Annotated in this window: 1 protein-coding gene and 1 pseudogene; both read right to left on the reverse strand. The window is 76.2% G+C overall.

Features of this window, described 5'->3' with window-relative positions; genetic code table 11:
- A pseudogene (locus RM780_RS26270) lies at positions 1-9,350 on the reverse strand (SDR family NAD(P)-dependent oxidoreductase); the annotation flags it as partial.
- 80 nt (positions 9,351-9,430) lie between these two features.
- A partial coding sequence (locus tag RM780_RS26275; RefSeq protein ID WP_311633397.1) for an SDR family NAD(P)-dependent oxidoreductase occupies positions 9,431-22,313 on the reverse strand: 12,883 nt, incomplete at its 5' end.

Genomic DNA, 22,313 nt, shown 5'->3' on the forward strand with positions numbered 1-22,313 from the left:
TCCAGGCCGGTCACGATGCCGTCGTCCACCACACCGGCGGCATGCACGACCCCGGTCAGGGAGCGACCCTCCAGCAAGGCCGCCAGCGCGTCCCGATCCGCCACATCGCACGCGGCCGACTCCACCTGAGCGCCCAACGCCCGTAGCTCTTCGATCAGTTCGGCGCCGACCCCGCGACGGGAGAGGAGCAGCAACTCGCGCACCCCATGACGTTCCACCAGATGGCGGGCGACCACCCCACCCAGCGCACCCGAAGCACCCGTCACCAGAACAGGACCCGAACCAAACGACGGCCCCTCGCCAGGCTCGGAAACGCCCGCCCGCGCCAGACGCGGCACCAGCAACCGCCCGCCCCGCACCGCCACCTGCGGCTCACCCGAGGCCACCACCGCGCCGATCAGCCCCTCATCAGCCTCCCCCTCCACGTCCACCAGCACGAAACGACCCGGATGCTCCGACTGAGCCGAACGCACCAGACCCCACACACCCGACCGGCCCACATCCGAAACCCCAGGCCCCACCGCACCCCGCGTCACCACCACCAACGGGCCCGACTCGTCCCGCTCAAGCCAGTCCTGCACGGCCTCCAACGCCCAGAGCACGGCCCCGGCCCCATCCGTCCCGGCCGGGCACCGCACCACCCCGCCCGCCGCGGCGGGCGCGGCGGGCGCGGCGGGAAGTTCGACGGGCTGCCAGGCGACCTCGTGCAGTGCCTGGGCGACAGGGCCCCGAGCGGGGGCGAGGTCGCCGGGCGAGACGGGCCGCAGCATCAGGGACTCGATCTCCACGACGGTCCGGCCCGCCGCGTCCAGACCCACCAGCGACACGGCCCCCTCCCCGGCCGGGGCCACCCGCACGCGCAGCGCACGCGCGCCCGAGGCCCACACCCGCACACCCGCGCACCCGAACGGCACCCGAGCCGCCGCACCGCCGTCGTCCTCCATCACCCCCACCACGTGCAGGGCCGCATCCAGCAGCGCCGGGTGCACCCCGAAGCCCGAGACCTCCACGTCCTCCGGCAGCCCCACCTCGGCCCAGGCGCTCCCCTCCACGCGCCAGGCGCCGCGCAGCCCCCGGAACACCGGCCCATACGTCAGCCCCGCGTCGGCCAGCCGCTCGTAGAGCTGTCCGGTCGCGGCCTGCTCGACGTCCTCCAGATCCGGCCAGGGCACCGCCTCGGCGCCACCGGGACCGGCGGCGGACACCGTGCCCGTCGCGTGGCACTGCCACTCCTGCCCGTCCCGCCGCGAGTAGACCTTGGCGGAGCGTTCCCCGCCGGCCGCCGAGGCGGAGACGGTGACCCGGAGGTCGGCCGGCTCCTCCTCGTCCAGCACGAGGGGCACCTGAAAAGTGAGGTCGTCGACGCGGTCGCAGGCGACCTCCCGGGCCGCGCGCAGTACGAGGTCCAGGAAAACCGTGGCCGGGACGATCACGTACCCCAGCACCACGTGGTCGTTCAGCCACGCCTGCTGACCGAGCGAGAGGCGTCCTGTCAGCACGGCTCCCTGCCCCTCCGGCAGCGCGACGACCGCACCCAGCAAGGGATGTCCGGCGGCCTCCACTCCCGCCCCGGCCAACGCGCCCTGCGCGGGCTGGGCGTTGAGCCAGTAGCGGCGGCGCTGGAAGGCGTAGGTGGGCAGGTCCACGCGGCGCGCGCCGCGCCCGGCGAAGAACGCCCCCCAGTCCACGGGCACGCCGTGGGCGTGGAGTTCGGCAACGGCCGTGGCCAGGGCGAGGTCCTCCGCCCGGTCGCCGCGCAGCGCCGCGACGGCCGCCGTGTCCTCGTCCGCGAGGTCGGACACGAGCGCGGTCAGCGCCCCACCGGGCCCCACCTCGACGAACGAGGTCACGTTGCGCTCGGTCAGGGCGCGCACCGCGTCGGCGAACCGCACCGGCTCACGCACCTGCCGCACCCAGTAGTCGGCGTCGGGCTCCACGGGCTGCGCCGTGACGGTGGAGACGAAGGGGAGGACGGGCACACCGTGCTTCGCCATCCGGGCGACCGCGTGGAACTCCGCGAGCATGGGGTCCATCAGCGGGGAGTGGAAGGCGTGCGAGACCTTCAGCCGTGTCGACTTGTGTCCATTGATGAGCTGCGCGACGGCGGCCTCCTCGCCCGAAACGACCACCGAGCCAGGGCCGTTGATCGCCGCCACGCTCACCCGCCCTTCCAGACCGGCCAGATGGGCGGCCACCTCCGCCTCGGAGGCCCGCACGGCGCACATCACCCCGCCCTCGGGCAGGGCCTGCATCAGACGGCCCCGGGCCGCCACCAGCGCGGCGGCATCCTTCAACGACAGGACGCCCGCCACGTGAGCGGCGGCGAACTCCCCCACCGAATGACCGGCGACCACATCCGGCCGCACGCCCCAGGACTCCAGCAGGCGGAACAGCGCCACCTCCACCGCGAACAGCGCGGGCTGGGCGAAGCCCGTCCCCTCCAGCAGCGCCGCGTCCTCGCCGAACACCACGCCCCGCAGCGGCCGTTCGAGGTGCGGATCGAGCGCCGCGCACACCTCGTCGAACGCAGAGGCGAAGACGGGGTAGGAGGAGCACAACTCCCGGCCCATCCCCAGCCGCTGGCTCCCCTGACCGGAGAAGACGAACGCCGTCTTCCCCGCGCCCGTGCCGGAGGCGACTCCGCGCACCAGGGAACCGGCCGGCTCCCCACGCACCAAGGCCCGCAGGCCGTCCAGCAGGGTCTCCGCGTCCGCGCCGACCACCGCGGCCCGGTGCTCCAGGGCCGCGCGCCCGGCCGCCAGCGACCAGCCGACGTCCCCGGGGGACCAGTCGCGGTCCCGTGCCCCCACCCGGCTGAGGAGGCGCCGCGCCTGCTCGCGCAGCGCGGCCGGCGTCTTCGCGGAGAGCACCCAGGGAACGGCGGCGGGCGACTCGGCCGCCGCGCCACGGGAGGGTTCGGCCGGTTCGGGGCCGGCCTCCTCGATGACGACGTGGGCGTTGGTCCCGCTGAACCCGAAGGAGGAGACCGCCGCCCGGCGCGGCCGTCCCTCCCCGGCCTCCCACGGAACCGGCTCGGTCAGCAGCCGCACCGCGCCCGAGGACCAGTCCACGTGCGGGGTCGGCTCCTCCACGTGCAACGTGCGCGGCAGGACGCCGTTGCGCATGGCCAGGACCATCTTCATCACCCCGGCCACGCCGGCCGCCGCCTGCGTGTGCCCGATGTTCGACTTCAACGAGCCCAGCCACAGCGGCCGTTCGGCATCCGGCCGGTCCTGCCCGTAGGCGGCGATCAGCGCCTGGGCCTCGATCGGGTCGCCCAGCGAGGTGCCCGTGCCGTGGGCCTCGACCGCGTCGATGTCGGCGGGCGTCAGGCGGGCGTTGGCCAGGGCGCGGCGGATGACGCGTTGCTGCGATGGGCCGTTGGGAGCGGTCAGGCCATTGGAGGCCCCGTCCTGGTTGACCGCGGTGCCCCGCACCACCGCCAGCACCGGGTGGCCGTTGCGCCGGGCGTCGGAGAGGCGTTCCACCAGCAGCAGCCCCACGCCCTCGGACCAGCCGGTGCCGTCCGCCCCGGCCGAGAACGCCTTGCACCGCCCGTCCGCCGCAAGGCCGCCCTGCCGGGCGAACTCCACGAAGGCGGAGGCCCCGGCCATCACCGTCACGCCCCCGGCCAGCGCCAGGTCGCACTCCCCCTGCCGCAGCGCCGAAACGGCCAGGTGCAGGGAGACCAGCGACGAGGAGCAGGCGGTGTCCACCGTCACCGCCGGGCCTTCGAGCCCGAACGTGTAGGCCAGCCGCCCGGACATCACGCTGCCCGAACTGCCCGTGGCGAGAAAGCCCTCCACGTCCTCGGGGACCTGGCCCAGCGAGGAGCCGTACTCGTGGTACATCACCCCGGCGAACACGCCGGTCGCCGAGCCCTTCAGCCCGAGCGGGTCGAGCCCGGCGCGCTCGAACGCCTCCCACGCGGCCTCCAGCAGCAGGCGCTGCTGCGGGTCCATGGCCAGCGCCTCGCGCGGCGAGATGCCGAACAGCGCCGGGTCGAACTCCCCCGCGTCGTAGAGAAATCCGCCCTCGGCCGGGCGGGCGCCCCCGGCGCGCAGTGCGGACAGGTCCCAGCCCCGGTCCGTGGGGAAGCCGGAGATCGCGTCCGTGCCGGAGGCGATCAGGTCCCAGAGTTCTTCAGGCGTGCGGACGCCGCCGGGGTAGCGGCAGCTCATCGCGACGATCGCGATCGGCTCCTCGGCGGTCGCGGCCACCGCGGTGGCCGTTGGCGCCGGGGCCGGGAGGCCGTCGGCCGGGGCGGCGAGCTGCTGGCACAGGTGTTCGGCGAGGGCGGCCGGGGTGGGGTGGTCGAAGACGAGGGTGGCGGGCAGGCGGAGGCCGGTCGCGGCGGTGAGCCGGTTGCGCAGCTCGACGGCGGTCAGCGAATCGACGCCGAGTTCCCGGAACGTGTTTCCGGCCTGGACGGCCTGGTCCTCGTGGTCGAGCACCCCGGCGGCCGAGGCGCGGACGAGAGCGAGGAGGTGGTCCCGCTGCTCGGCCGGGGCGAGGGCGGCGAGCCGCTGCGCCAGGCCGGGGCCGTGCTCGCGCGCGTCCTCGGGGGACGCGGCGGCGCGGCGCAGGGGGGCGGGCGCCAGGGTGCGCAGCATCGGCGGCACGTCCGCCTGGGCGGCCCGCGCCCGCAGGGCGGGGAGGTCGAGCCGGATGGGTACGGTCAGGGCCTTACCTGCGTGGAGGGCTGCGTCGAACAGCGCCAGCCCTTCCTCGGTGGTGAGCGGGTGAACGCCCTGCCGCGCCATCCGCTCGGCCGCCTGCGCCCCGGCCTGGCCGACCATCCCACCGGCCTCCCCGGACCACGGACCCCACGCCATCGAGACGGCGGGAAGGCCGTGCGCGTGGCGGTGCTCGGCCAGGGCGTCGAGGTAGGCGTTGCCTGCGGCGTAGGCGGCCTGGCCGGCGCTCCCGAGGACCCCGGCGGCCGAGGAGAACAGGACGAACGCGGAGAGCTGCGGCATGTCACGGGTCAGGTCATGCAGGTTCTGCGCGCCGATGACTTTGGGACGCAGGACCGCCTCCACCCGCGCCGGGTCCAGCCCGGCCACGACGCCGTCATCCACCACACCGGCGGCGTGCACCACACCCGACAGGGAACGGCCCCCCAGCAGCCCGGCGAGCGCCGCGCGGTCGGCCACGTCGCACGCGGCCGACTCCACGCGGGCCCCCAACGCCCGTAATGCTGCGGTCAGTTCGGCGCCGACCCCGCGACGGGAGAGCAGCAGCAACTCGCGCACCCCATGGCGTTCCACCAGATGCCGCGCCACCACCCCACCCAGCGCACCCGAGGCACCCGTCACCAGAACAGGACCAGGCCCGAACGACGGCTCCTCGCCGGAGTCGGCAGCGCCCGCCCGCACGAGGCGCGGCACCAGGATGCGGTCCCCCCGGGCCGCCACCTGCGGTTCGCCGGAGGCCACGACGGCATCGATCAGCCCCTCGTTGGCCTCGCCCTCCACGTCGAGCAGCACGAATCGGCCCGGATGCTCCGACTGAGCCGAACGCACCAACCCCCAGACACCCGACTGTCCGACGTCCGAGACACCGGGCCCCTCCGCACCTCGCGTCACCACCACCAGCGGGCCTGACTCGTCCCGCTCAAGCCAGTCCTGCACGACCTCCAGCGCCCACACCACGGCGCCGGGCCCGTCGACCCCGACCGGGCAGAGAAGCACCCGTCCCACGTCGGCGCTCGTGGACCGGGGAAGGACGAGGGGCTGCCAGTCGACGGTGAACAAGGAGCCGGGGGCGCTGCTGAGTTGGTCCTTCGCGATCGGCCGGAGGGTCAACGACTCGATCGCGACGACGGGTTGACCGGCCGCGTCCAGCCCGACCAGCGACACCGCGCCCTCCCCGGCGGGGGCCACCCGCACGCGCAGCACCCGCGCGCCCGAAGCCCACACCCGCACGCCCGCGCACCCGAACGGCACCCGGGCCGGGCCCTCGGCGTCCTCCCCCGCCCCGATGGCGTGCAGGGCCGCGTCCAGCAAGGCCGGATGCACCCCGAAGCCCGCGACCTCCACGCCCTCGGGCAGCGCCACCTCGACCCACGTGCCCTCCGGCACGCGCCACGCCTCGCGCAGCCCCCGGAACGCAGGCCCGTATTCGAGGCCCGCGCCGGCAAGCCGTTCGTAGATGCCGTCCACGTGCACGGCCGTCTCGGCTGTCAGGACCGGGCGTTGGGGAGCCTCGAAGGCCGCCTCGCCCGCGCGGGAGACCGTGCCGCTCGCGTGGCAGATCCACTCCTCGTCCTCGGCCCGCGAGAAGACTTCGACGCTCCAGTGGCCATCGTCGGCCGGGGTGACGGTCACCTGAAGGCCCACGGCCGCCTTCTCCGGTACGAGCAGGGGTCGTAGGAACGTCACCTCCTCGATGCGGTCACAGCCCACCTCCTCGGCCGCGCGCAGCACCATGTCGATCAGCGCGGTGCCCGGCACCACCACCCGGCCGAGGATCACGTGATCGCCCAGCCACTCGTGCTCCCGCAGCGACAGCCGGCCGGTCAGCACCGCGCCCCGCCCCTCGGGCAGCGCCACCGCCCCGCTCAGGAGCGGGTGTTCGGCCGCCCGCACCCCCGCGCCGGACAGCGCGCCCGGAGCCGGGCGCGCCCGGAGCCGGTACCGCCGACGCTGGAACGCGTACGTCGGCAGGTCCACGCGGCGCGCGCCGCGCCCGGCGAAGAACGCCTCCCAGTCCACGGCCACGCCCGCCACGTGCAGACGCGCAACGCCCTCGGTGACGGCCTGCGCCTCGCCCCGGCCGCCCCGCAACACGCCGACGGCCGCGCTGTCTTCGTCAACCAGCTCGCGCACGAGCGCGGTCAAGGCGCCGCCAGGGCCCACCTCCACGAACGAGGTCACGCCCCGCTCGGTCAGGGCGCGCACCGCGTCGGCAAACCGCACCGGCTGACGGACCTGCCGCACCCAGTAGTCCGCGTCCACCGATTCCAGCGGCTCGCCCGTCACCGTGGAGACGAACGGCAGGACGGGGGCCCGGAATGGGACGGCCTCCGCCACGGCGCGGAAGTCCCCCAGCATCGGGTCCACCAGCGGGGAGTGGAACGCGTGCGAAACGGCCAGCGGCTTCGCCTCCAGCCCCTCCACCGCCTCGTGGACGGCCCCCTCCTCTCCCGAAACGACCACCGAGCCAGGGCCGTTGACCGCAGCCACGCTCACCCGGCCAGCGAGGCCGGCGAGCCGCGCGGCGACCTCCCCCTCCGAGGCCCGCACGGCGACCATCACCCCGCCCTCCGGCAGGGCCTGCATCAACCGGCCCCGGGCCGCCACCAGAGCGGCGGCGTCCTTCAACGACAGCACGCCCGCCACGTGGGCGGCGGCGAACTCCCCCACCGAGTGACCGGCGACGACATCCGGCCGCACGCCCCACGACTCCAGCAGGCGGAACAGCGCCACCTCTACGGCGAACAGCGCGGGCTGGGCGAAGCCCGTCCCCTCCAGCAGCGCCGGGTCCTCCCCGAACACCACGCCCCGCAACGGCCGTTCCAGATGCGGATCGAGCGCCCCACACACCTCATCGAAGGCCGAGGCAAAGGCCGGGAAGGAGGCGCACAACTCCCGCCCCATCCCAAGCCGCTGACTCCCCTGCCCCGAGAAGACGAACGCCGTCCTGTGCCGGGGCAGGGCCGCGCCCGTGATCACGCCCTTGGCCGGGCGTTCCTCGGCCAGCGCGGTGAGGGCGGCCCGCAGGCCGGCGGGGTCCGTGGCCACGATCGCCGCGCGGGCGTCGAGCGCGGCCCGGGAGGTGGCCAGCGCGTAGCCGAGGTCGGTCGGGCCGGGCGCGTCGGCGTCACGGAGGTGATCCAGGAGCCGGGCCGCCTGTGCGGCGAGGCCGTTCGCGCTCTTGGCCGAGAGCACGCAGGGCGTGGGCAGCGCGGAGCCGGCCGACGGCGGGTCCGTGTCCTCGGCCGCGGCCTCGGGCGTTGCCCGTTCGGCCTCCTCGATGACGACGTGGGCGTTGGTCCCGCTGAAGCCGAAGGAGGAGACGGCGGCGCGGCGGAGACGTTCCTGCCGGGCCGGCCAGTCCACGGGCTCGGTGAGCAGGCGGACGGTGCCTGGGGACCAGTCGACGTGCGGGGTCGGCTGCTCGGCGTGGAGGGTGCGCGGCAGGCGGCCGTTGCGCAGCGCCTCCACCATCTTGATGACCCCGCCGACCCCGGCGGCGGCCTGGGCGTGGCCGATGTTCGACTTCAACGACCCCAGCAGCAGCGGGCGTTCGGGGTCGTGCTCCCGCCCGTAGGTGGCCAGGAGCGCCTGAGCCTCGATGGGGTCCCCCAGTGAGGTGCCGGTCCCGTGGGCCTCGACGGCGTCCACATCGGCCGCGGAGAGGCCGCCGTTGGCGAGGGCCTGGTAGATGACGCGTTGCTGGGAGGGGCCGTTGGGGGCGGTGAGCCCGTTGGAGGCCCCGTCCTGGTTGACGGCCGAGCCCCGGATGACGGCCAGCACCGGGTGGCCGTTGCGCCGGGCGTCGGAGAGGCGTTCCACCAGCAGCAGCCCGACGCCCTCCGACCAGCCGGTGCCGTCGGCCCCGGCCGAGAACGCCTTGCACCGCCCGTCCGCCGCAAGGCCGCGCTGCCGGCTGAACTCCACGAAGGCGGTGGGCGTGGACATCACGGTGACGCCCCCGGCCAGGGCCAGGTCGCACTCGCCCTGCCGCAGCGCCGAAACGGCCAGGTGCAGCGCGACGAGCGAGGAGGAACAGGCGGTGTCCACGGTCACGGCCGGGCCCTCGAGGCCGAAGGCGTAGGAGACGCGGCCGGAGACCACGCTGGCCGCGCTGCCCGTGCCGATGTAGCCCTCGACGTCGTCCGCCGACTGCTGGAGCACGGCGTTGTGGTCGTGGTGCATGACGCCCGCGAACACGCCGGTGCGGCTGCCGCGTTGGGAGGCCGGGTCGATGCCGGCGCGCTCGAAGGTCTCCCAGGCGGCCTCCAGCAGCAGGCGTTGCTGTGGGTCCATGGTCAGGGCCTCGCGCGGGGAGATCTCGAACAGCCCGGCGTCGAACTCGTCGACGCCTTCGATGAATCCGCCCTCGCCGACGTGCGTCGTGCCTCGGTGGTCCGGGTCGGGGTGGAACAGCGCCTCCAGGTCCCAGCCACGGTCCTCCGGGAAGCCGGTGACGGCGTCGCGGCCCTCGGCCACCAGCCGCCACAGGTCCTCGGGCGAACGCACCCCGCCAGGGAAGCGACAGGCCATCCCCACGATCGCGACCGGCTCGCGCTGGGCCTGGCCGAGCTCCTGAAGTCGCTCGCGGGCCTCGTGCAGTTCGGCCGTGACGCGGCGGAGGAAGTAGCGAAGCTTCTGCTCGTTGTTCACCTGAGGGCTCACCCCTTACGGACGGACCAGGGCGGTCGGAGTGGTCGGAGACGGCGGGTGGGGGGCGGGGGCTGGTGGCGTCACGAGATGCCGAACTCCTTGCCGATGAAGTCGAACACCTCGTCGTCCGTGGCGTCTTCGAGCTGGTCGTCCACGGCCACGGCGCCGTTGCGCTCCTCGGGCGCGGCGGCCGTTCCGTCCGTCCAGCGGGACACCAGCGAGCGCAGGCGCGAGGCGATGGCCGTGCGGCCGTCCTCGTCGGCGGACGCGCTGAGCAACGCGGCCTCCAGCCGGTCGAGTTCGCTCAGCACGCCGGCGACGCTCGCCTCCGCGCCCTCGGGGACCAGCTCGGCCCGCAGGTGCTCGGCGAGCGCGGCCGGGGTCGGGTAGTCGAAGACGAGGGTGGTCGGGAGGCGGAGCCCGTCCGCGCTCCGGGCGAGGCGGTTGCGCAGCTCGACGGAGGTCAGCGAGTCGAAGCCGAGGTCGCGCAGCGCCTGGTTCGGCCTGACCTGGGCGGCCGAGGGGAGACCGAGCACGGCGGCGACCTGCTCGCGGACCAGGTCGAGGAGGCGGGCCCGCTGCTCGGCCGGGGGGAGGACGGCGAGGCGTTCGGCCAGGCCGGGGCCCTCGCTCTCCGGCCCCGGGGCCGCGTCGGAGGCCACGGCCCGGCGAGCGGGCAGCGGCGCCAGCCCGCGCAGCATCGGCGGCACGTCGCCCCGGGCGGCGCGGGCGCGCAGGGCCGCCCAGCCCAGCCGCAGCGGGACCACCGCCGCGCCGTCCGCGCGGAGGGCCGCGTCGAACAGTTCCAGCCCTTCGTCGGTGGTGAGCGGGTGAACGCCCTGCCGCGCCATCCGCTCGGACGCCTCGGCCCCGGCCTGGCCGACCATGCCACCGGCCTCCAGGGACCACGGACCCCACGCCATCGAGACAGCGGGGAGCCCGTACCCGTGGCGGTGCTCGGCCAGGGCGTCGAGGTAGGCGTTGCCGGCGGCGTAAGCGGCCTGGCCCGCACTGCCGAGGACCCCGGCTGCGGAGGAGAACAGGACGAAGGCGGAGAGGTGCGGCATGTCGCGGGTCAGCTCGTGCAGATTCTGCGCACCGATGACCTTCGGCCGCAGGACCGCCTCCACCCGCGCCGGGTCCAGGCCGGTCACGATGCCGTCGTCCACCACACCGGCGGCATGCACGACCCCGGTCAGGGAGCGACCCTCCAGCAAGGCCGCCAGCGCGTCCCGATCCGCCACATCGCACGCGGCCGACTCCACCTCAGCGCCCAACGCCCGCAGCTCCCCGACCAGTTCGCCCTCCGCGCCGCGACGGGAGAGGAGCAGCAACCCGCGCACCCCATGACGTTCCACCAGATGCCGCGCGACCACCCCACCCAGCGCACCCGAAGCACCCGTCACCAGAACAGGACCCGAACCAAACGACGGCCCCTCGCCAGGCTCGGAAACGCCCGCCCGCGCCAGACGCGGCACCAGCACCCGGTCACCCCGGACCGCCACCTGCGGCTCCCCGGAGGCCACCACGGCGCCGATCAGCGCCTCGTCCGTCTCCTCCTCGGCGTCGAGCAGCAGGAAACGACCCGGATGCTCCGACTGGGCCGAGCGCACCAGGCCCCACACGCCGGCCTGGGCCACGTCCGGGACGCCCGGACCGGCCGCGCCCCGCGTGACCACGACCAGCGGGCCTGACTCGTCCCGCTCAAGCCAGTCCTGCACGGCCTCCAACGCCCAGAGCACGGCCCCGGCCCCATCCGTCCCGGCCGGGCACCGCGCCACCCCGCCCACCGGACCGGCGCCACCCCGGAGCGCGAACGGCTGCCAGTCCACCCGGAACAGGGAGCCGTCCGGCCGCGTCACCTGCGCGGCGGTCACGGGCCGGAGCGTCAACGACTCGATCGCGACAACGGGTTGACCCGCCGCGTCCAGACCGAGCACCGACACCGCGTCCGCCCCGGCCGGGGCCACCCGCACGCGCAGCGCACGCGCGCCCGAGGCCCACACCCGCACGCCCGCACAGCCGAAGGGCACCCGGGCCGAGCCATCCTCCAGCGCCCCGACCGCATGCAGGGCCGCATCGAGCAGGGCCGGATGCACCCCGAAGCCCGCGACCTCCACGCCCTCCGGCAGCGCCACCTCCGCCGACACGCCCTCCCGCGCGCGCCACAGCGCCCGCAGGCCGCGGAAGGCCGGCCCGTACACGAGGCCGAGGTCGGCCAGCCGCGCGTACAACGCCTCGGTGTCGACGGCCTCGGCCTCCGCCGGGGGCCGCCGCAGACCGGCCTCCGCGTCCGCCGGGGCGGGGCCGCCCACGATGATGACCGCCGCCGCGTGCCGCACCCACGCGACGGCGGGGTCTGCGTCGGCGTCCCGCGCGTACACGCTCACCGCGTGCCGGGGGTCGCCGTCCTCGTGCTGCCGGACCACGACCTGGAGGTGCAGCGCGCCGTCCTCGGGGACGAGGAGCGGGTTCTCGAAGGTCAGCTCCTCGATGCGGTCGCAGCCGACCTCCCGGGCCGCGCGCAGGACCAGGTCGATGAACGCCGTGGCCGGGACGAGCACCTGGCCCAGCACCACGTGATCGGCCAGCCAGCCCTGCTCGCGCAGCGATACGCGGCCCGTCAGCACCACGTTCCCGCCGTCGGCCGTGGCGACCGCCGTGCGGATCAGCGGGTGGTCGGCGGAGCGCAGGCCCGCGCCGGCCAGGGTGTCCGTGCGGGGGGTGGCGTCGAGCCAGTAGCGGCGGCGCTGGAAGGCGTACGTCGGCAGGTCCACGCGGCGCGCGTCCCGCCCGGCGAAGAACGCTTCCCAGTTCACGGGCACGCCGTGGGCGTGGAGTTCGGCAACGGCCGTGGCCAGGGCGAGGTCTTCGGGCCGGTCGCCGCGCAGCGTCGCGACGGCGGCCGTGTCCTCGTTGACCAGGTCGCGCACGAGCGCGGTCAACGCCCCGCCGGGCCCGATCTCCACGAGGGCGCCGATGCCCTGGGCTGCGAGGGTCGCGACGGCGTCGGCAAAGCGCACGGGCTGGCGGAGCTGCCGCACCCAGTACTCGGCGTCCACGGACTCCAGCGGCCGGCCTGTGACCGTGGAGACGAACGGCAGGCGGGCCGGGGCGAAGCGGACGCCGTCGGCCACGGCCCTGAACTCCTCGGCCATGGGCTCCATCAGCGGGGAGTGGAAGGCGTGCGAGACCTTCAGCGGGGTGGGCTTGTGCCCGTTGACGAGCTGGGCGACGGCGGCCTCCTCGCCCGAAACGACCACCGAGCCGGGGCCGTTGACAGCCGCCACGCTGGCGCGCCCTTCCAGGCCGGCGAGGTGGGCGGCGACCTCCTCCTCGGAGGCGCGCAGCGCGACCATGACGCCGCCCTCGGGCAGGGCCTGCATCAGCCGGGCCCTGGCGGCGATCAGGGCGGCGGCGTCCTCCAGCGACAGCACCCCCGCCACGTAAGCGGCGGCGAACTCTCCCACGGAGTGCCCCGCCACCGCGTCGGGGGCGACGCCCCAGGACTCCAGCAGCCGGAACAGGGCCACCTCGACGGCGAACAGGGCGGGCTGCGCGTACTCGGTCCGTGCCAGCAGCGCCGGGTCCTCGCCGAACACCACGCCGCGCAGCGGGCGTTCGAGGTGCGGGTCGATGGCCGCGCACACCTCGTCGAAGGCGGAGGCGAAGGCGGGGAAGCGGGCGCACAAGACCCGGCCCATGTTCAGCCGTTGGCTGCCCTGGCCGGAGAAGACAAACGCGGTGCGGCGGCGTCCGGACGGGGCCGCGACGCCGGGCGTGCGGCCCTCGGTGTGGGCGGTCAGGGTGGCGATCAGCTCCTCGCGGCTGCGGCCGGCGACCACGGCGCGGTGGGGCAGGGCGGCGCGGGCCGTGGCGAGGCTGAGGCCGATGTCGGCCGGGCGGAGGTGGGGGTGGGCGAGCGCGTGGTCCCGCAGGCGCGCGGCCTGGGCGCGGAGCGCTGCCTCGTCCTTGGCGGACAGCGGCCAGGCCAGGGCGGGGCCGTCCTCGGCGGGCCGCGGGGGAACGTCCTCGTGCGCCGGGCGGGCGGGGGCGGACTCCAGGACGACGTGGGCGTTGGTGCCGCTGACGCCGAAGGAGGAGATCGCGGCGCGGCGCGGCCGTCCGTCCTCGGCCTGCCAGGGGACGGGCTCGGTCAGCAGCCGAACGGCGCCGGAGCCCCAGTCCACGTGCGGGGTCGGCCGGTCCACGTGCAGGGTGCGCGGCAGGAGGCCGTTGCGCAGGGCCAGCACCATCTTCATCACCCCGGCCACCCCGGCGGCGGCCTGGGTGTGGCCGAGGTTGGACTTCAACGAGCCGAGCAGCAGTGGCCGTTCGGCGTCCGGCCGGTCCTGGCCGTAGGTGGCGAGGAGGGCCTGGGCCTCGATCGGGTCGCCCAGCGAGGTGCCCGTGCCGTGGGCCTCGACGGCGTCGACGTCGGCGGGCGTGAGGCGAGCGTTGGCCAGGGCCTGCCGGATCACCCGTTCCTGGGAGGGGCCGTTGGGGGCGGTGAGGCCGTTGGAGGCGCCGTCCTGGTTGACGGCCGAGCCCCGGATGACGGCCAGCACCGGGTGGCCGTTGCGGCGGGCGTCCGAGAGGCGTTCCACCAGCAGCAGCCCGACGCCCTCCGACCAGCCGGTGCCGTCGGCGCCCTCAGCGAAGGACTTGCAGCGGCCGTCGGCGGCCAGGCCGCGCTGGCGGCTGAACTCCACGAAGGTGTTCGGCGTCGCCATCACGGTCACGCCCCCGGCCAGGGCCATCGTGCACTCGCCCTGGCGCAGCGCCTGAACGGCCAGGTGGAGGGCGACGAGCGAGGAGGAGCAGGCCGTGTCGACCGTGACCGCCGGGCCTTCGAGGCCGAAGGTGTAGGCCACCCGGCCCGAGACGACGCTCCCGGAGGTGCCCATGCCCAGGTGCCCCTCCACGCCCGCCGGCACGGCACCCGCGCGCGTTCCGTAGTCGTGGTACATGACGCCGACGAACACGCCCGTGCGGCTGCCGCGCAGCGCGGCGGGGTCGATGCCGGCGCGCTCGAAGGTCTCCCATCCCGTTTCGAGGAGCAGGCGCTGCTGCGGGTCCATGGCCAGGGCCTCGCGCGGGGAGATCCCGAAGAAGGCGGGGTCGAACTCGCCCGCGTCGTGCAGGAATCCGCCCTCGCGGGCGTAGCTGGTGCCGGGGTGATCCGGGTCGGGGTGGAAGAGGTTCTCCAGGTCCCAGCCCCGGTCCGTCGGGAAGCCGGTGACGGCGTCGCGGCCCTCGGCCACCAGCCGCCACAGGTCCTCCGGCGAGCGCACCCCGCCCGGGAAACGGCAGGCCATGCCCACGATCGCGACCGGCTCTCCCACCGTGACGGCCGCGGGCGCGGGAGCGGCGGCCGGCGAGGCGCCGTCCGGGGCGGTGAGCTGCTGCCCCAGGTGCTCGGCGAGGGCGTCCGGGGTGGGGTGGTCGAAGACGAGGGTGGCGGGGAGGCGCAGGCCGGTGGCGGCGTTGAGCTGGTTGCGCAGCTCGACGGACATCAGCGAGTCGAACCCGAGGTCGGTGAACGGGCGTTCGGCCTCGATGGACGCGGCGGCGTCGTGGCCGAGGACGGCGGCGGCGTGCGCGCGGACCAGAGCGTTCAGCTCCTCGTGGCGCTCGCTCTCCGGCAGGGCGGCGAGGCGCGCGCCGAGGCCGCCCGAAACGGCCACCTGCGACGGGCTGTTGGCCGACCGGCGCAGGGGCGTGCGCACGAGGCCGCGCAGCACGGCGGGCAGGTCGCCCGAACGGGCCCGCGCCTCCAGGGCGTTGGTGTCCAGGCGCGCGGGAACGACCGTGGGCAGGCCGCCGCGGGCGGCGGCGTCGAAGAGGGCCAGGCCCTCGGCGGCGGCGAGCGGGACGAGTCCGGACCGGCTGACCCGGCCGCGGTCCACCTCGCTCAGCCCGGCCGTCAGCGCGCTCGTGCCCTCCCAGATGCCCCAGGCCATCGAGACGGCGGGGAGGCCGTGCGCGTGGCGGTGCTCGGCCAGGGCGTCGAGGTAGGCGTTGCCGGCGGCGTAGGCGGCCTGGCCGGGGCTGCCCAGCACCCCGGCGGCCGAGGAGAAGAGGATGAAGGCCGAGAGGTGCGGCATGTCGCGGGTCAGCTCGTGGAGGTTGTGCGCACCAAGGACCTTCGGCCGCAGGACCGCCTCCACACGCGCCGGGTCCAGGCCGGTGACAACGGCGTCGTCCACCACGCCTGCGGCGTGCACCACGGCCGACAGGGAGCGGCCCTCCAGCACCGCCGCCAGCGCGTTACGGTCCGCCACATCGCAGGCCACCGCCTCTACTCGCGCGCCCAACGCCCGTAGCTCGCGGGCCAGTTCGCCCTCCGCCCCACGGCGGGAGAGCAGCAGCAGCTCGCGCACCCCATGGCGTTCCACCAGGTGCCGGGCGACCGTGCCGCCGAGCGCGCCCGAGGCACCCGTCACCAGAACAGGACCCGGCCCGAACGCCACCTTTTCGCCGGACTCGGAAACGGCCGCCCGCGCCAGGCGCGGCACCAGCGCCCGCCCGCCCCGCAGCGCGACCTGCGGCTCCCCGGAGGCCACCACGGCGCCGATCAGCGCCTCGTCCGTCTCCTCCTCGGCGTCGAGCAGCAGGAAACGGCCCGGGTGCTCCGACTGGGCCGAGCGCACCAGGCCCCACACGCCGGCCTGGGCCACGTCCGGGACGCCCGGACCGGCCGCGCCCCGCGTGACCACGACCAGGGGGCCCGACTCGTCCCGCTCAAGCCAGTCCTGCACGGCCTCCAACGCCCAGAGCACGGCCCCGGCCCCATCCGTCCCGGCCGGGCACCACGCCAGGCCGCCCGCCACGCCCGCGCTCTCGGGCAGGGCGACCGGCCGCCACTCCGTCCGGTACAGCGGGCCCTCGGGCGCGGCGACCCGCGCCTCCGTCACCGGCCGGAGCGTCAACGACTCGACGGCGACGACGGGCTGGCCGGCCGCGTCCAGGCCGAGCAGCGACACGGCCTCCGGCCCGGCCGGGGCCACCCGCACGCGCAGCGCACGCGCGCCCGAGGCCCACACCCGCACGCCCGCACAGCCGAAGGGCACCCGGGCCGAGCCATCCTCCAGCGCCCCGACCGCATGCAGGGCCGCATCGAGCAGGGCCGGATGCACCCCGAAGCCCGCGACCTCCACGCCCTCCGGCAGCGCCACCTCCGCCGACACGCCCTCCCGCGCGCGCCACAGCGCCCGCAGCCCCTGGAAGGTGGGCCCGTACTCCATGCCCACGTCGGCCAGCCGCTCGTACAGCCCCTCCACGTCGAGGGCCTCGGCGCCCTCCGGGGGCCACTGCTCCGCCTCCGCCCCGGCGGGCGGCGCGTCGTCCGGGGAGACCGTGCCGGTCGCGTGGGATGTCCAGGCCGCCGCCGGGTCGCCGTCCTCGGGGCGGGAGTCGACGCGGACGGGGTGGCGTCCGGCCTCGTCGGCCCGGCCGACCACGATGCGCAGGCGGCGGGAGCCTTCGGCCCCGAGGCTGAGGGGGTGCTGGAAGGTCAGCTCCTCGATGCGGTCGCAGCCGGCCTCCCGGGCCGCGCGCAGGACGGCGTCGATCAGGGCGGTGGCGGGGACGAGGACGTGGCCCAGCACCTTGTGATCCGCGAGCCAGGGGTGTTCGCGCAGGGACAGCGGGCCGGTGACGACGGCCCCGGCCTCGTCGGGGAGCAGGACGGCGGTGAGGCCGAGGCCGTCCCGGGTCCTGGCGGCGGCGGGGGGCGGGGCGTCGAGCCAGTAGCGGCGGCGCTGGAAGGCGTAGGTGGGCAGGTCCACGCGGCGCGCGCCGCGCCCGGCGAAGAACGCCCCCCAGTCCACGGCCACGCCCGCGACGTGCAGGCGGGCGACGGCCTCGGTGACGGCCTGGGCCTCGCCCCGGCCGCCCCGCAGCACGCAGACGGCCGTAGCGCTGTCGTTGACCAGCTCGCGCACCAGCGCGGTCAACGCCCCGCCCGGGCCCACCTCCACGAAGGAGGTGGCCCCGCCGGCCTCCAGGGCCGCGACGGCGTCGGCGAACCGCACCGGCTCGCGCACCTGCCGCACCCAGTACTCCGCGTCCACCGACTCCAGCGGCTCGCCCGTCACCGTCGAGACGAACGGCAGGGCGGGGGCTCGGAGTCGGGCGGACTCCGCCGCCGCGCGGAAGTCCTCCAGCATGGGGTCCATCAGCGGGGAGTGGAAGGCGTGCGAGACGGCGAGGGCCTTGGTCCCGAAGCCCGCCACGACCTCGCGGACGGCGGCCTCCTCGCCCGAAACGACCACGGAGCCGGGGCCGTTGACGGCAGCCACACTCACCCGCCCCTCAAGACCGGCCAGATGGGCGGCCACCTCCGCCTCGGAGGCGCGCACGGCGACCATCACCCCGCCCTCGGGCAACGCCTGCATCAGACGGCCCCGGGCCGCCACCAGCGCGGCGGCGTCCTCCAGCGACAGCACCCCCGCCACGTAAGCGGCGGCGAACTCCCCCACCGAATGCCCGGCGACCACATCCGGCCGAACGCCCCACGACTCCAGCAGCCGGAACAGCGCCACCTCCACCGCAAACAGCGCCGGCTGCGCGTACCCCGTCCCCTCCAGCAGCGCCGCGTCCTCCCCGAACACCACACCCCGCAACGGCCGCTCCACATGCCGGTCAACCGCAGCACACACCTCATCGAAAGCCGAGGCAAAGACCGGGAAAGCAGCACACAACTCCCGTCCCATCCCCAACCGCTGACTCCCCTGCCCCGAGAAGACGAACGCCGTGCTCCCGGCGTGGTCGCCGCCGGGGGGCAGGGCTCCGCGCACGAGGGAACCGGCGGGCTCGCCGCGCACGAGGGCCCGCAGGCCGTCCAGCAGGGTTTCCGGGTCCGCGCCGACCACCGCGGCCCGGTGCTCCAGGGCCGCGCGCCCGGCCGCCAGCGACCAGCCGACGTCCGCGGGGGTGGCGGGGGCTGAGTCGAGGTGGGCGAGGAGGCGTTCGGCCTGGTCGCGCAGGCCGTCGGCGCCGCGCGCCGAGAGGGGCCAGACAAGAGGGACGGCCGGGACCGGTTCGGCGGCGCGCGCCGGGGCGGGGTCCTCGGCGGGGGGCTCCTCGATGATGGCGTGGGCGTTGGTGCCGCTGACGCCGAAGGAGGAGACCCCGGCGCGGCGCGGGCGCCCGTCGTCGGTGGCGGGCCAGGGCGCGGCCTCCGTGAGAAGCCGCACGCCGCCGGAGGACCAGTCGACGTGCGGGGTGGGCTCCTCGGCGTGAAGGGTGCGCGGGAGGTGGCCGTTGCGCATCGCCAGGACCATCTTCATGACCCCGGCCGCGCCCGCCGCCGCCTGGGTGTGCCCGAGGTTGGACTTCAACGAGCCGAGCAGCAGGGGCCGTTCGGAGTCGGGGCGCTCGGCGCCGTAGGTGGCCAGCAGCGCCTGGGCCTCGATCGGGTCCCCGAGGGTGGTGCCCGTGCCGTGGGCCTCGACCGCGTCGACGTCGGCGGGCGTGAGGCGGGCGTTGGCCAGGGCGCGGCGGATGACGCGTTGCTGGGAGGGGCCGTTGGGGGCCGTGAGGCCATTGGACGCCCCGTCCTGGTTGACGGCGGTGCCGCGCACCACCGCCAGCACGGGGTGACCGTTGCGCCGGGCGTCGGAGAGGCGTTCGACCAGGAGCATGGCGGCGCCCTCGGACCAGCCGGTGCCGTCTGCGTGGGCCGAGAACGCCTTGCAGCGGCCGTCGGCGGCCAGGCCGCGCTGGCGGCTGAACTCCACGAAGGTGGTGGGGGTGGACATGACGGCGACGCCGCCGGCGAGGGCGAGGGTGCACTCGCCCTGGCGCAGCGCCTGGGCGGCGAGGTGGAGGGCGACCAGGGAGGAGGAGCAGGCGGTGTCGACGGTGACGGCCGGGCCTTCGAGGCCGAAGGCGTAGGCGACGCGGCCGGAGGCGATGCTGCCGGCGCTGCCGTTGCCGAGGTAGCCCTCAAGGCCCTCGGGGATGGCGGGGACGCGGCTGGCGTAGTCGTGGTACATCAGGCCGGCGAAGACGCCGGTCGCGCTGCCCTTGAGGGAGGCGGGGTCGATGCCGGCGCGCTCGAACGCCTCCCAGGAGGTCTCCAGCAGGAGGCGCTGCTGGGGGTCCATGGCCAGGGCCTCGCGCGGGGAGATCCCGAAGAGGTCGGCGTCGAACTCGCCCGCGTCGTGCAGGAATCCGCCCTCGCGGGCGTAGCTGGTGCCGGGGTGATCCGGGTCGGGGTGGAAGAGGTTCTCCAGGTCCCAGCCCCGGTCCTCCGGGAAGCCGGAGACAGCGTCCCGGCCCTCGGCCACCAGCCGCCACAGGTCCTCCGGCGAGCGCACCCCGCCCGGGAAACGGCAGGCCATGCCCACGATCGCGACCGGCTCCTCCTCGGCGGAGGCCGAGGCGGCCGGGGCCGGGGCGTCCTCGGTGCGGCCGAGGAGGGTGGCGTGGAGTTCGCGGGTGAGGGCGAGGGGGGTGGGGTGGTCGAAGACGAGGGTGGCGGGGAGGCGGACGCCGGTCGCGGCGGCGAGGAGGTTGCGCAGCTCGATGGCGGTGAGGGAGTCGAACCCGAGATCGCGGAAGGGCCGTTCGGGCGCGATCCGCCGGTCGGTGACGGTGTGGCCGAGGACGGCGGTCACCTGGGCGCGGACCAGGTCCAGGAGGGCGCGTTCGCGGTCGGCGGCGGGGAGGGGGGCGAGGCGGCGGGCCAGGTCGTTGGCGGGCTCGACGGCCGGGGCTGAGGCGGTGGGAGCGGCGGCCGGGGCGGCGGGTCGGACGAGGGCGCGCAGCAGGGGCGGCGGGGCGGTTCCGGCGGCGGCTCGGGTGGCGTGGCCGGCGAGGTCGAGGCGAGCGGGGACGGCGACGGGATGGCCGGTGGCGGCGGCGTGGGCGAGGGCGCGGTCGAAGAGGGCCAGGGCCTCGTCGGCGGCCATGGGGAGGATGCCGGTGCGGCGGATGCGGGCGTGGTCGGCGGCGTCGAGCTTGCCGGTCATGCCGCTGTCGTCGGCCCACAGGCCCCAGGCGAGGGAGAGGGCGGGCAGCCCGGCCGCGCGGCGCTGGTGGGCGAGGGCGTCGAGGGCGGCGTTGGCGGCGGCGTAGTTGGCCTGGCCCGAGGCGCCGAGGGTGCCGGCGACGGAGGAGAAGAGGACGAACGCCGCCAGGTCGAGGTGGGCGGTCAGCTCGTGGAGGTGGCGGGCGGCCTCGGTCTTGGGGCGCAGGACGGCGTCGATGCGCTGGGGGGTGAGGGCGGTGAGGGGCGCGTCGTCGGTGACGCCGGCGACGTGGAGGACGGCGGTCAGGCCGGGGTGTTCGGCGAGGAGGGCGGCCAGGGCCTCGCGGTCTCCCAGGTCGCAGCGGGCGGCGCGGGGTTCGGCGCCGAGCTCGCGGAGGGCGGCCAGGTCGTCCTCGGGGAGGGGGCGGCGGCTGACGAGGAGGAGGTCGCGCACGCCGTGGGCGGTGGCGAGGTGGCGGGCGAGGTGGCGGCCGAGGGTGCCGGAGGCGCCGGTGATCAGGACGGTGCCGGTGCCGAAGGGGGCGGAGGGGGGCGCGTCTTGGGCCGGGGTGGCGGGACGGGTGAGGCGGGGGGCGAGGAACGCGCCGTCGCGGTGGGCGAGTTGGGGCTCGTCGGCGGGCAGGGCGCGGAGGGCGGCCTCGGCGGCCTCTGTGTCGCCTGCCTCGCCCGTGTCGCCGTCGGTGTCCAGGAGGAGGAAACGGCCGGGGTGTTCGAGCTGGGCGGAGCGGATCAGGCCCCAGACGGCGGCCTGGGCGGGGTCGGGGACCTCGCCGTCGCGGGCGGCGACGGCGCGGCGGGTGTGCAGGACGAGGCGGGCGTCCGCGAACCGGTCCTCGGACAGCCAGCGTCGAGCCAGGGCGAGGGCGTGCGCGGCGGCGGCGCCCGGGGTCTCGCCGGGAGTGGGCGCGAGGACGAGGGCGGGGGCGGCGCGGAGGGCGTCGAGCTCCTCGGGGCAGGTGACGCGGGCTAGGGAGGCGGCGGGCGAGGGCGGGGCCGACGGGAGGGGCTGCCAGGTCACGCGGTGCAGTGAGTCGCGTCCGGCGGGCGCCGCCGCGGCCGTTGCCCTGCGCAGGTGGGCGGCGTCGAGGCGGCGCAGGGTGACCGTGCCGAGGGTGGCGACGGGGCGGCCGGTGGCGTCGGCGAGGAGGGCGGTGACGGCGTCGGGCCCGGCGGGAGTGACGCGGAGGCGGACGGCGGCGGCGCCGGTGGCGTGGAGGTGGATGCCGCGCCAGCTGAACGGCAGCAGGCAGTCCTCGGGGCCGGCCTCGCCGTCGGGGCCGAGGGGGCCGAGCCAGGAGCAGTGCAACGCGCCGTCGAGCAGGGCGGGGTGCAGGCCGTAGGCGGCGGCCTCGGCGCCGGGGGCGGCGGCCCCGGGGGGCAGGGCGGCCTCGGCGTAGAGAGTGTCACCGTCGCGCCAGACGGCCCGCAGGCCGCGGAAGGCGGGGCCGTAGCCGAAGCCGAGGGCTTCGAGGCGGGCGTAGAGCAGGTCGTGCAGGCCGGGCGCGGGGGCGTCCTCGGCGGGAACGTCCTCGGCCGGGGCCGGGACGGGCGTTGCGCCGGGCGGGGGCCAGGCGGCGAGGTCGTCGGCGGGCTCCGGCTGCCGGGGCTCGCTCGGCGTGAGGCGGCCGGAGGCGTGCCGGGTCCAGTCGCGGCCGGGGTCGCCCGCGGGGCGGGAGGCGATGTCGACGGTGCGCAGGCCGTGGGCGTCGGCGGGGCCGAGGGTGAGGCGCAGTTGGGCGGCGCCGTCGGCGGGGAGGGCGAGGGGCGCTTCGAGGGTGAGTTCCTCGACGGTTGCGCAGCCGGTCTCGCGGCCCGCGTGGAGGGCGAGTTCGACGAAGGCGGTGCCGGGCAGGAGGGCGGTGCCCTGGACGGCGTGGTCCGCGAGCCAGGGCTGGGCGGCCAGGGAGAGGCGGCCGGTGAAGAGGTGGCCGCCGTCGGGGAGGGCGACGGCGCCGCCGAGGAGG

The organism is Streptomyces boetiae (assembly GCF_031845405.1).
Lineage (GTDB): Bacteria > Actinomycetota > Actinomycetes > Streptomycetales > Streptomycetaceae > Streptomyces > Streptomyces boetiae.